Origin of the sequence: Streptomyces sp. NPDC014727, assembly GCF_043083485.1 — a bacterium.
Lineage (GTDB): Bacteria > Actinomycetota > Actinomycetes > Streptomycetales > Streptomycetaceae > Streptomyces.
On the sequence record NZ_JBIBYR010000046.1, the window covers coordinates 21558 to 35086 of the forward strand.

Sequence of the window (13529 nt, forward strand, 5' to 3'; positions counted from 1 at the left end):
ACCGCCCGCGACCGGTGTCTAGTACGGCGGGACCCGGAGCGCGGCGGCAAGAGCGGCGGCCACCGTACGGATCGAGGCGTTCTCGAACATCCGCGCCAGAGGCAGCTCGCGGCTGAACTCCTCGGACAGCCGCTGCCGGATGGCGATGAGCTGCACAGAGTCAGCTCCGAGGCCGAAAAGGTTCTCCGTGACGCCGACGCGGTCACGCCCGAGCGTCTCAGCGACGATCGCCGCGACCCGCGCCTCCGTGTCGGATCCCGGCTCGACCGCCTCGACGCCGGGCTCGGGTTCGCCGGCCAGTTCCTCCAGCCGGCGACGGTCCACTTTGCCCTGATCGGTCAGCGGTAGCTCGTCGATCACCCGGATCCTGCTCGGCACCATGTGCGCGGGCAGCGCGTTCATCGCAAGCTCGCGTACCTGGCCAACCAGTTCGACCAGCCCGGGCGGCCCGGCCGGCCGTGGCGACGGGACGCCAGCGTCCATGGCCTCGCCCGGTTCCGGAAGCCCCACTCCGCCGAGCAGGCTGTGCAGCAGCACTTCGTCGTCGCCGAGGGCGATGAGCGTCCGTAACGGCTTCTCGTCCCGCAGCAGTCCGATCTGGCACAACCCGAGCGGGCCCTCGATGGCCGACTCGGCCAGCAGCTGGCTCATCGCGCCCGCCTCGATGAGGCAGAAGTCGTGGGCGCGCCGCCCGTACATCGGCTCGACCTCGGCCATCGGGCCGACGAGGAGCAGGTGGAACGCGGCCGAGGAGAAGGCGTCCTGGTTCATCGAGAGGTGTACGGACGCCGGCATCTCGACACCACTGCGTACGGTGCGCAACCGGTGTGTCAATGGGTCGTAGTAGTAGGAGCCGCCGGGCAGCCCGCCAACTCGCCCGGGGTGGACGTAGACGTAGGTCCGCACCGGGTACAGCGATCCGGCCGAACCGTACCGGTACTTCGGCACCGGGCGGTGTGCGGCGCCGACGGCCCGCAGGCAGTTGAGCAGCCGTGCGAGTTCGGCCAACGGAACCTCGGCCTCCGCGAACCGCCGATGGCTGCGCCGCCGGTTCCACCGGTGACGGTTCCGCTCCGGGTCGAGGAAGTCGGGCAGTCCGACCGCCGGCGAGGTCAGGTCGGCACGCCGGCCACGCTGGGCCGCGGTGACGGCCGCGCGGTGGGCGGAATCCGTGATCACGGCGCCGAGCAGGCTCTCGTACTCGGCGCCGTCGCCACCGGCTTCCGGGGCCGGGGCCGGCCGTCGCGCACGGTCCGGTACGACGAACGTGGTGAGGTACGGGTGGTGGCGGGTCCCGGTGGCAGTGGTGACCGCCCTCGCGATCGCCGGGTGCTGGGCGAGCGCGGCGTCGATCTCGCCGAGCTCGATGCGGAAGCCACCGATCTTGACCTGGCCGTCCGTCCGTCCCAGGAACTCGATCGTGCCGTCCGGCCGCCAACGGCCCAGATCTCCGGTGCGATACAGCCGCTCTCCGGACACCGGGTGGGTGATGAACCGCTCCGCGGTGCGCACCGGGTCACCCCAGTACCCCTCGGCCAGCCCCAGGCCGCCGATGTACAGCTCGCCCACCACCCAGACCGGGCAGTGGTCCAATCGGTCGTCGAGGACGTGGAAGCTCTGATTCGTCAGTGGCCGGCCGTACGGGATGGAGTCCCATTCGGGGTCGACCTCGCCGATTTCGTAAGAGATGGACCAGATGGCGGCCTCGGTGGCCCCGCCCAGCGAGATCAGCCGGCACGCGGGCGACCACTCGCGCCAGCGGTCGGGCAGGCCGACGGGGATCCAGTCGCCGGACCACAACGCCACCCGGATACCGGCCAACGCAGCGCCCTGCCGCCCACCGGCACCGTGTCCGTCACCGGTGCCGTCTCTGGCACCGGCACCGGCACCGGCACCGGCACCCAAGTGAGAGACGACCATTTCCGCAACCGCGGGCACGCTGTTCCACACCGTCACCCCGTGCTCGGCCACCAACTCCAGCCAGTGTTCCGGATCCCGCTGCGAACCGGGCCGCGGCAACACCAGCCGGCCGCCCGCCCCCAGTACCCCGAACACATCGAACACGCTCAGGTCGAAACTCAGCGACGACAGCCCCAGCACCGCGTCTTCGGCCCCGATCCCGAACCGGTCGCAGACGTCTGTACAGGTGCCCAGCGCCGCCTGATGCGAGACCGTCACGCCCTTGGGCGCACCGGTGGAGCCGGAGGTGTAGAGCACGTAAGCCACATCCGTGGGCTTCGCCGGCGATTCAGCGAGCCGTCGGGCCCGGTCTCGGCAGTCCTCCACGGCGACAACCCGAACCGTGTCGGGCCACTGCTGGTGGTCGTCGCCGGTGCGGACGAGGACCACCGAACAGCCTGCGGCCGCGAGCAGTTCGGCGCGCCGCCGCGGAGGCAGATCCACATCCACCGGCAGATAGGCCCGGCCGGCCAGATGGACGCCCAGGGCAGCCACCACCTGCTCCGCCGACTTCGACATCCCCACCGCGATCAAGGCGCCCGGGTCGGCGTCCGGGCCCAGGAGGGTTTCCGCGACCCCTGACGCCCACAACCCCAGTTCCCCGTACCGCAGCACGCCGCCGTCGGCCGTCACCACCGCCACCCGGTCCGGCTCGCGCGCTGCCCAGCCCATCACCCCGTCGGCCAACGACGCCGACGGCACCGCGCCGTCCGTCGCGTCCACCCGGGCCACGAACTCGTCCGGGCCGGCACCGCACACGTCCACGCCGCCCGGCCACGCCGCGGCGTCGACCAGGCTGTCGAGCAAGCGGCAGTAGGCGTCGAACATCTCGTCCCGCACGCCGGGCAGGAACGCGTCGACCGGCGAGTCCCAGTTGAACTCCAGCGCCCCGGCGTTCTCGTACACCTGGTGGTCCAGCAGGACCTGAGGGGTCTGCGAAATGCTCAGCGTGGTCTCACCGAGCCAGTTCTGGCCCAACGTCCCGGTGTCCCGGCCGTGCTGGTCCCAGCCCTGGTCGCGGGCGCTGGCGAACACCACCGGACAGTGCGGGACGCCCGTGGCCGGGCGCGCCTTGGCCAGCTCGCGCTGCACCGCCACCCCGTCGAACGCGCGGTGTTCCAGGTCGCGCCAGAGCTGCCGGTGCAGCCGGTCGGCCAGTTCGGCGATGCCGGGGCGGCCACGGAGGTCCACTTCGAGCAGGACCACGCTGGTGAAGTCGCCGATCAGGGCGTCGACGTCCGGATGCACCCGGCGCCGGCTGAACAGCGGCAGGTTCAGCAGGAACCGGTCGGTCGTGGACCAGCGCCCGAGCACCGTGGCGAAGGTCGCGAGCAACACCGACGTCGGGGTGAGCTCGTGCTGGAGCGCCAGTTGTCTGATGCGTGACCAGGACCGGGCCGGCAGCCTGTGAGCCCTTCTGTTCCACCGTGCGGGCGCGGTCGCGCCGCGCCGCCAAGGCAGTTGCGGCCCCTCGGGGAGTTCGGGCACCCGTCGCAGCCAGTAGTCGCGGGCGGCGGCGTATTCCGGATCTTCCGGATCGACGGCGTGGTCGTTGACGCAGTCGCGAAAGGTGGTCCGCAGCGGTGGCAGCCGCTCGCCGGCGTAGAGCCGCCGCCAGTCGTCGAAGAACAGCCTGATGCTGGCCACGTCGGCGATCAACAGGTCGATACTGACGGCCAGACGGATACGATCGCCCGGCAGGATCAGCGCCCGCACTTCCCACATCGGCCACTGACCGATCGGCCTGATCTCGTGGGACAGTTCCTCACGTATGGCGGCGGCGGTCCGCGGCCCGGACTCCGTGGAGCAGTCGGTGACCGAGAACGGGACCGGTGTGGCGTCCGATTCCGGGAGCACCCGCTGGGTGCCGTCCTCCGCCACCACCGCGCGCAACATGTCATGCCGGGAGACCAGTGCGGTCAGCGCCGACTCCAACCGGCGCAGATCCAGGTCGCCCCCCTCGATCTCCAGGTACAGGTGGGTCGCGACATCGCCCCGTTCCTCGCCGACGCGCCTGCCGGCGAGGTATGCCTGCTGGAGACCGGTCAGCCGAAAGGGCTCGAGCCGGTGCTCCGGGGCGGCGTGGAACGGCTCGGACTGCTCTGATGGCTCGGACGCCGCCGACGCGTGCCGACCGTGGAGCCGGTGGACCATCAGCTCGGTGAGTTCATCCACGGTCGAGCGCAAGAAGGTGGCCAGCGGAAGATCCACCTGAACGTCCCGTTCCAGCACGGCACGCAGTTCCATGGCCCGTATCGATTCGAGCCCCAGAGCGACCAGCGGCACGGCGGTGGGAACGTCGTCGGTGAGAACGCCGAGCAGATCGCCGAGACGCCGCCGCAGGTCAGCCGATATCACACCGGCCCGCAGAGACGGGTCCAGGGCCGCGAGCAGACCGGGCAGGACGGCACTCCCGCCGGTGGACCGACCACTCACCGGCCGAACCGGTGTCGACGCGGACGGCGGGCCGGCATGGAGTGGTTCGAGCAGTGTTTCGAGCTCGCCCGCGAGATAGCGGCGTCGGCACTCGCCGCGTTGGATCTTGCCGCCTATCGTCTTGGGGATCTGGTCGGGCGACACCAGCACCAGGTGGTGCACGTCCACCTCGTGCGCCGCGGTCACCGCGGAGCGGATACGCCGGGCCAGCTCCGGCAACGGGACAGGGAGCGCGTCCGCGTCCGACACTGACTGGACAAGCACCAGCTCCTCGCCGGCGTCGCGGTTCACGGAGAACGCCGCCGCCGGCGCTCCGCGCAGCGCCGGATGCGCCCGCTCACTGTCCGACTCGATGTCGTGGGAGTAGAGGTTGCGCCCCCGCACGATGATCATCTCCTTGCGCCGGCCACACAGCACCAGTTCACCGTTGTGCAGGAAGGCCATGTCGCCGGAACGGAGGTAGGGGCCCTCGCCGTCGGACAGCCGCGCGCCGAACATCTCCTCGGTCAGTTCCGCGCGCTTCCAATAGCCCTGGCACACCACGGGGCCGCGGATCCACACTTCGCCGACCTCGTGCTCGCCGAGCCGCCGCCTGCTCTCCGGGTCCACCACGATCACTTCGGAGTACGGACCCGGCTGGCCGACCCCGACCAGACGCAGCCTGCGTTCGCCCTCGGCGGCGCCTCCGTCCGGGGCCGCGTCCGGCTCGCCGAGTACCACCGCTCTGCCCTGTTCCAGCTCGGCCGCGTCCACGTCCAGCACGAGCGGCCTGCCCCGGCGCTGCCCGGTCAGCACCATGGCCTCGGTCATGCCGAAGCCGGGGCACATGGCGGCCGTCCGGAAGCCGTGCTGCTGGTATGCCTCGATGAACCGGGCCATGGTGTGCGCCTGGACGCGCTCGGCGGTGTTGAGCGTGGTGCGCCAGCCGGACAGGTCGAGCCCTGTACGCTCCCGCTCGCTGATCTGATCGGCGCAGAGGCCGAAGGCGAAGTTCGGCGCGCAGGACAGCACGGGCCCCGGCGTGTCGGAGATGGCGCGCAACCAGCGGAGCGGGTGCCCTACGAAGTCCTCCGGCGCCAGGAACACCGCCTGGCCGCCGAGGTACTGCGACAGCATGAGGTGCACGACGATTCCGAGCGCGTGGTAGGGCGATATCCAGCTGACCACGTTGCTGCCGGGCGGGAGCTGGAAGATCGCCGCCGCCTGCGGCAGCTGGTGCACCAGGTTGTCGTGGCTGATCATCACGCCCTTCGGCCCTCCGGTGGCCCCCGAGGTGTATTGCAGCAAGGCAAGATCGCCCCGGTCGGTGGCGGGGACGGCGAGATGCCCGCTCGCCGCGGGTTCCACGTCGTCCACCGCGATCCACGGCACGTCGCCGAACCGGCGGCGCAGCTCGCCGAGCCGGTCCCGGACCTCACGGGTCGTCACCACCGCCGAGACCTGCGCGTCGGACGCGATCCGGACCGCCCGCTCGGTGCGCGGATCGCTCTCGTCGCTCACGGGCGGCGGGCAGGTCACGGCGACCGCGCCGGCGTAGAGCGTGCCGAACAGACCGACAATGAAGTCCAGGCCCGGCGGCGCGAGTATCAGCACGCGGTGTCGCGCGAGCTCGTGCGCGGCCAGCGCGGCGGCCAGCGCGCAGCACCGGGTGTCCAGCTCGGCACGGCTGAGCGAGACGCGCCGCCCGTGCTCGGGGCCGTCGGCCGGGAACGTCAGGTGGCTGAAGGCGACCGCGTCCGGATCGCGAACCGCGTTGGCCCGCAACATGTCGACGACGGTGCCGCTGTAAACCGCAGCGGTGACATCGATCACTGGACGCTCCTGTCGATGGTCGGCCCAGCGTCCGCCGGACGCGGCCACAGTGGTCCGTGCCAGAAGGCGAGCCAGGGGTCGGAGTGTCTTCACCGTGCCAGTCGGCCGTCGCCCCCTGTCCGCCGAGGAAAGATCTTGGCAAGACATCAGCCCGCGCGCGGTACAGCGCGGCGACGATGCGGGTCAGGAGGGTCCGGGGCAAGACCGCCGACCGGTCCCGGCGACGAGGGAAGTGATCATGATCGATGGCTTCGTCCCGTGGCCCGGCGGACTCGCCCAGGAGTACCGCCGGGACGGCTACTGGCTCGGTCGCCCACTCGGCGATCTCTTCCAGGAGTCCTGTGCGCGGCACGCCGATCGCGTGGCCGTCGTCTGCGGTGAACGCGAACTGACCTACGCCGAGCTGGGGGACAGCGCGCAACGGCTGGCGTACGGGCTGCTGGAGCTGGGCGTCAGGCCGTCGGACCGGGTCGTGGTGCAGATGCCGAACATCCCGGAGTTCGTCGTGCTGCTCCTGGCGCTGCTGCGCATCGGGGCCGTTCCCGTCCTGGCCCTGCCCGGGTACCGGCGCGTCGAGATAGCGCATGTCGGCGCACACAGCGGTGCCGTCGCGTACGCGGTCAAGGACGAGTTCGGCGGCTTCGACTTCCGGCGGCTCGCCCGTGAGGTCTCCTTCGCGGGGCATGTGCTCGTCAGCGGCGACGCCCAGGAATTCGTCGCTCTCGACGCGCTCGCGGGTGCCCCGCGGGAGCTGCCGTCGGTCAATCCGTCCGACCCGGCGCTGTTCCTGCTGTCCAGCGGCACGACGGGGCTGCCCAAGCTGATCCCACGCACCCATGACGAACTCGCTTACCTCATGCGGGCCACCGCCCGGGCGATGGGGGCGGGCTCGGACCTGGTCTACCTCGCGGTGAACCCGGTGTCGCACACGGCGGCCCTCGCCTGTCCGGGGGTGCTGGGGAGCCTGCTGCTCGGCGGCAAGGCCGTGCTCACCTCGAGTGTGCGGCCCGACGAGGTGTTTCCGCTGATCGAGCGGGAGAAGGTCACCGTCACCTCGCTCGTGCCCGCGGTGCTGCGGCTGTGGGCCGACTCCGGCCGGCAGCACCACGACCTCTCCCGGCTGGTGCTCCAGATCGGCAGCGCCCCCCTCGACTCCGCCCTGGCGACACGGGCCCGCAAGGTGCTGGAGTGCGGGCTGACCCGCTGGTTCGGCACGACCGAGGGGTTCCTCGCCCACACCAGGCTGGACGACCCGGAGGAGGTGATCGAGAACACCGAGGGCCGGCCGCTCTCCGAGGCCGACGAGATGCTGGTGGTGGGGCCGTCCGGTGAGCCACTGCCCGACGGGGAGGTCGGCGAGCTGCTTGTGCGCGGTCCGTACACCATCCGCGGGTACTTCCGGGCGCCGGAGCAGAACGCGCGATCATTCACTCCCGACGGGTTCTACCGCACCGGCGACCTGGCCTGTCTACGTCCTGACGGAAACCTCGTGATCCTCGGAAGGATCAAGGACGTCATCAACCGGGCGGGCGAGAAGGTCTCCCCGGAGGAAGTGGAGCGGCATCTGTGCGGGCATCCCGCGGTGCGGGACGCGGCCGTGGTCGGCGTCCCGGACCGCACCTTGGGTGAGCGGACGTACGCCTTCCTCCTGCTGCGGACCGACGTCACGTCAGCCGCCGTCAAGACCCACCTGCGCGAGCGCGGCCTCGCCACGTACAAGATCCCTGACCGGATCGTCATGCTGGCCGACCTGCCGCGGACCGCGATGGGCAAGACCGACAAGGAAGCTCTGTGCGCCCGGGCGCACAGCTCGTGAGGCGTGCCGACACCCGTCGAACGTCGGGAGACCCGGAAGGGGTGGACGTGTTCGTCCCCGCAACCTACCGTCAGCCGGATCAGAGCTGGACCATCGACATAATCAGGTCGAACCCGCTGGCGCTGCTGGTCACCGCCGACCCCCTGGGGCCGGGTGTGCACGCCACCCACGTACCGGTCATCCTCGACCCGGCGGCGGGCGATCCGACAGCCGGCGACCCGGCGGAGATCGTCCTGCTCGGCCACATGAACCGCGCGAACCCGCATTGGGCGGCGGTGGACGCGGGCGAGGCGCTGGTGGTGTTCACCGGGCCGGATTCGTACGTCTCCCCCACGGTCTACCAGACCACGCCCGCAGCGCCGACCTGGGACTTCACCTCCGTGCACGTTCTCGGCCCGGTGCAGCTACTCGACGAGGGCGAGCCCACGCTGGCCGTCGTGCAGGCGACCGTGCGGGCCTACGAGGCCGAGTTCGGCACGGGCTGGGACATGTCCGAGTCGGTGGGCTACTTCCGCAAGATCCTGCCCGCGGTCGGGGCCTTCCGCATCCACGGCCGACGCACGGAGGCGATGTTCAAACTCAGCCAGGAGCAACCACCCGAGGTCAGGGAGCGCGTCCGGAAGTCCTTCGGCGGCGACCCGACCGGCCGCCGCGGCGAGGTCGCCGACCTGATGTGCCGCTGGCGGCGGGAACCGGGGCCGGCCGCGCGGTGACGGACTCCTCAGCGCCGCGCTCGTTTGGCCGCCGCGATCGAGTCGGCGATCTCGCCGCTGCGGATCGCGATGTTCGACAGCAGCGACGCACTGAGGCCGTGTGTGTGCTCAGTGCCGCCTTGCAGGTAGACGCCGCAGGCCGGATCGGCGGCGGTGACCAGCCGGTGGTCGCGGCGGACGCGGTACCGGCCCTCCTCGTCGCGGGCGAGGCACCCGTCCATCCCGCCGAGCATTTTCGCAGGGTCCATGGGGTCGTAGCCAGTGGCACAGATCAGGACGTCCAGGTCGAGTTCGTAGGAGCTGTCCGACAGCGTCGAGTAAACGGTGACGCGGGTGTCGTCTGCCATGCGCTTCGCGCTTTCCACCCTCGCCATCATGTGGAAGTGCAGGCGGTTGCGGCCGGACGTCTCCTCGTCATAGGCGCGCTGGTACAGATCCCGGATGACGCCATCGTCGACCACCGAGTAGTTCGTGTTCTTGTGGTACTGCCAGATGGCCGACTTGGTCTGAGCCGGTGCGGAGTAGAAGTCGTCCATCCCCTGCGGGTCGAACACCCGGTTGGCGAACGGCGTGCTGTCCGCCACGGAGTACCCGTACGACGGCACGAACGCGAAGATCTCCGCATCGGGCAGGTCGTCGTAGAGGTACCGCACGAGCTCCGCCGCGCTCTGCCCGGCACCGGCCACACCGACGCGGCGCAGCGGTCCGCGCACCGTGCGGTAGTTGTCCAGGAATCGCGAGCTGTGCCAGACGTACTGGTCCTCCGCGATGCCGGGCGGCATCTTCGGCACCAGCCCGGTCGAGATGACGACGTTGCGCGCCTCTATCGAGTCGGTACCGGGCGACCCCTCTGTCATTACCCGCATGCTGTCGCCGTTCCCGGTCGGCTCGATGCCGGTCACGGTCACTCCGCGCCGCACCTGGTCGGCGAAACCGGCTTCGGCCCAGTCGAGGTAGGCGTGGAAATCACGGCGGGTGGTGAAGAAGTCCCGGTTGTTGACGAACTGCGCCAGCCGTCCGGTGTCATGCAGGTAGGCCACGAAGCTGAACCGGGAGACCGGATTGCGGAATGTGGCGAGGTCCTTGAGGAACGCGACCTGCATCTTCGCGCCCGGCAACAGCATTCCGCCATGCCAGCTCATCGACGGCGCCCGGTCGAGGAAAAGGTACGTCAGATCATCGGCGTGCTCGGTCAGCGCGACGGCGAGCGACAGGTTGGCCGGCCCGAAACCGACGCCGACGACGTCATACACCACGTTCTCTGGCACCCGTCCTCCTCGTCACCGAATTCCTGCGGGGGAGCCTACGCACCCGGCCCGTCACTGGAACGCGGGCGGAAAGAAGCAGGAAAGAGTGATCCTGTGACCGGCCGGTATGTGGTGAACTCCCGCTATGGGGACGCGAATCCCGTACCGCCGCTCGGCATCTCGCCCGAAACCCTGTTGCGACCACCCACCGAGCGTCGACGAAAAGAGGCGGCTGGCCTCGGCGTCCTCAGCCGGCACGTGATGTCGTGCTGTCTGACGCTCCATGAGCACACATCGAGGTGAATGGAAATGCCGTCGCTAGCCCTCTCGGCCGCGCAGGAACGGATGTGGTTCGCTCACGCCATATCGCCCGAGGCGCCGAACAACGGTCTGGCTTTGTGGCAGATCGACGGCGAGGTGTCCCGCACGGAGCTCATCTCGGCGATTCGCAGGACCGTGGCGGAAGCGCGCACGCTGTTGGTCAACTTCCGCGAAGAGGACGACGGCCTCCGGCAAGTGTTCCGGGAACTCGGCGACTGGCAGCCGTTCTCGATCGACGTCTCCGGACACGCCGATCCGCACACCGCCGCGGGCGAGATCGTGTCGGATCTGGTGGGACGACCGTTCAATTTCGGGTCGGACCTGCTGCTGCGCGCGGGTGTGATCGTCCTCGCCGACGACCGGCTGCAACTGGTGGTGGTGTGCCCGCACCTGATCTCGGACGGCTTCGGGATCTTGAACCTCCTGGCCGGGCGGATCGCCGACATTTACACAGCGCTGCGCAAGGACCTGCCGATCCCGCCGAGTACCTTCGCCGCACCCGAAGCCTTCCACCGGGCCGATCGGCGGTATCGCGACTCGGCCCGCGCCGCGGCCGATGCGGCGTTCTGGCGCGATTACACAGCGGACGCCGGCGAAGTCGTCCGGCTACCGAAAGGCGTCTCGAAGACCGACGTCACCGAACTGGAACCGCCCCGGCTCTCGACAGCCGCGCGGCTCGGGATGTGCGAATTCGAAGCATGCGTTCCGGCCGCGGAATACGCGAAATGGCAAGAGGTCGCAGCGTCCCTGGGCGTCGCCATGACATCGCTGACCACCGCCGCGGTCGCGGTGTTCTTCCGGCGGATGTGCCGGCAGTCCGAACCACTGTTCTCGCTCAGCGTGAACAACCGCTTCGGCGAGACGAGGGCGACCCCGGGGATGGTCCAGAACGTCCTTCCGATACGGATCGCGTTCCGGCCCGGCATCTCGCTGGCGGAGCTGGCCGAGGTGGTCACCAACGAAACCCGGAGTATCTACCGCCACTCGTCGCTACAGATATCCAGCATCCGGCGTGACGCCGGCTTGAGCCACGAACCGCGCAGTCCGTTCGGCGCGATTCTCAACCTCCTCCCGTTCCTTGAACCGGTCGACTTCGACGGCAGCCCAGCACGCCTGTCCGGCAGCTCGTTCGGTGTCACCGACGAGCTGATGATCTCCGTCTATGTCGACGGCACCCGTGCCACGGGCGACCTGTGTGTCCGGTTCGACGCCCCGGAACCGCTCTACGACCGGGACGACCTCGCCGCGCTGTGTTCCCGGCTGATCGAATGCCTGCGGTCGGTGATGGCAGACCCGCACGCGCCGGTGGACGTGGCACAGACCCTGAGCCCGGCGGAACTGTCCTGGCTGGCGGCGCGCGAGGACACGACGGCACCGGTCCCTGACGCCACCCTCGTGTCGTTGTTCGCCGAACAGGCCGACGCGACGCCCGATGCGACGGCGCTGGTGTGCGACGGCGTCACCGTCTCGTACGCGGAACTGGACCAGCGCTCAAGCGGCCTCGCACAAGCGCTGGCCGCAAGGGGGGCGGGCGAGGAGCGGTTCGTGGCCGTGGCGCTGCCACGGTCGATCGACCTCGTGGTCTCGGTGCTGGCGGTGCTGAAGACGGGGGCAGCGTACGTACCCGTAGACCCGGGCTATCCGTCGGACCGGATCGCCCTCATGCTCGACGACGCCGACCCGGTCCTGGTGATCACACGCCCGGACGTCGACCTGCCCTCGACCGGGCACCCCCGGCTATTGCCCGATGAACGCGGCGGAGGGGTCGCGGTCCCGCCCCGGCACGGCGACCAGCCCGCTTATCTCATCTACACCTCGGGGTCAACCGGGGCTCCCAAAGGCGTAGTCGTTCCGCACGCGAACGTGACGCGCCTGTTCGCCGCCACCGAATCGTTGTTCCACTTCCGTCCGGATGACGTCTGGACGTTGTTCCACTCGCCGTCCTTCGACTTCTCCGTCTGGGAGATCTGGGGCCCGCTGCTGCACGGCGGGCGGCTCGTCGTCGTGTCCCAGCAGACCAGCCGCTCCCCCCGGGAATTCCGACGGCTGCTGGCCGCCGAAGGCGTGACCGTGCTCAACCAGACACCGTCGGCGTTCCAGCAGCTGGCCGAGACGGACGCGGATTTCCCGGACGATCTCGCGCTGCGACTCGTGGTCTTCGGTGGGGAGGCGCTCGATCCGCGGACGCTCAGCGGGTGGTACGAACGCCACAGCGACCGGGCACCGCTGCTGGTGAACATGTACGGGATCACCGAGACGACCGTGCACGTCACCTACCGGCCGCTCGACACGACCACGGTCGGCAGCGTGATCGGCACTCCGGTCCCGAACATGCACGCGCGTGTGTTGGACTCCGGTTTGTGTCTGGTTCCGGTTGGTGTGGTGGGTGAGTTGTATGTGTCCGGGGTGCAGTTGGCGCGTGGCTATCTCGGGTGTTCCGGATTGACGGCCGGCCGGTTTGTCGCGGATCCGTTTGGTGGGGCCGGTTCGCGGATGTACCGGACCGGGGACCTGGTCCGGTGGACAGGCGATGGCGAGTTGGTGTTCGTGGGCCGGGCGGACGACCAGGTGAAGATCCGGGGATTCCGGGTCGAGCCCGGCGAGGTCGAAGCCGTCCTGGGCTCTCACCCCGACGTGTCACGGGCCGTGGTGGTCGCCCATGACGGTGCCGGCGGTAAGCAACTGGTGGCATACGCCGCCGGGATCGGCAGTGGGCAGCCCGACGGCCGGCGGTTGCGGGAGTTTCTGGCCTCCCAGCTACCCGAGTTCATGGTGCCGGCGGCAGTAATGGTCCTCGACGCCCTACCCCTGACGGTCAACGGCAAGCTGGACCGGCGGGCACTGCCCGAGCCGGAATTCTCCGGCGACACCTACCGCGCACCCCGGAACCTGCACGAAGAGATCCTGTCCGGACTGTTCGCCGAGATCCTCGACATCGACCAGGTCGGCATCGACGACGGCTTCTTCGCCCTGGGCGGCCACTCACTGCTGGCCACCAGGCTGACCTCACGCATCAGGTCGGTCCTCGGCATCGAAGTCCCGATCCGCGCAGTGTTCGAAAACCCGACAGTAGCCGGCCTGACACCATGGCTGGCTCACAACCGGCCGGTGCAGATTCCGGTCGTGGCGAGGCCTCGCCCGGAACGGCTGCCGTTGTCATTCGCGCAGCGCCGGCTGTGGTTCCTGCACCGCTTCGAGGGCCCCTCAGCGACATACAACGTCCCC

General features: G+C 69.8%; 5 protein-coding genes. 3 read left to right on the top strand and 2 right to left on the bottom strand.

Translation table 11 applies throughout. The annotated features are described in order from the left end of the window. Positions 1-18: 18 nt before the first annotated feature. Entirely contained in the window at positions 19-6207 is a 6189-nt protein-coding gene (locus ACF1B9_RS36235) for an amino acid adenylation domain-containing protein (protein ID WP_391745247.1), read from the bottom strand. Positions 6208-6445: 238 nt separating this feature from the next. Between ACF1B9_RS36235 and ACF1B9_RS36240 the strand changes: the two genes are divergently transcribed. Beyond that, positions 6446-8023: a (2,3-dihydroxybenzoyl)adenylate synthase gene (locus ACF1B9_RS36240; protein ID WP_391745245.1), complete on the top strand. Its 1578-nt coding sequence runs from the start codon at positions 6446-6448 to the stop codon at positions 8021-8023. Between the two features lie 47 nt (positions 8024-8070). Then, positions 8071-8736, top strand: coding sequence for an FMN-binding negative transcriptional regulator (locus ACF1B9_RS36245; protein WP_391745244.1), 666 nt, complete (start codon positions 8071-8073; stop codon positions 8734-8736). 8 nt (positions 8737-8744) lie between these two features. On the opposite strand, the gene ACF1B9_RS36250 is transcribed toward ACF1B9_RS36245, so the two are convergent. Continuing rightward, entirely contained in the window at positions 8745-10004 is a 1260-nt protein-coding gene (locus tag ACF1B9_RS36250; protein WP_391745242.1) for a lysine N(6)-hydroxylase/L-ornithine N(5)-oxygenase family protein, read from the bottom strand. A 288-nt stretch (positions 10005-10292) separates the two neighbouring features. On the opposite strand from ACF1B9_RS36250, the gene ACF1B9_RS36255 reads away from it, so the two are divergent. Further along, on the top strand, positions 10293-13529 hold a 3237-nt coding region (locus ACF1B9_RS36255), incomplete at its 3' end, for an amino acid adenylation domain-containing protein (RefSeq protein WP_391745241.1).

Excerpts from the sequence above, each read along its gene's own strand:
- ACF1B9_RS36240 (WP_391745245.1), top strand. The coding sequence starts at position 6,446 with ATGATCGATGGCTTCGTCCCGTGGCCCGGCGGACTCGCCCAGGAGTAC.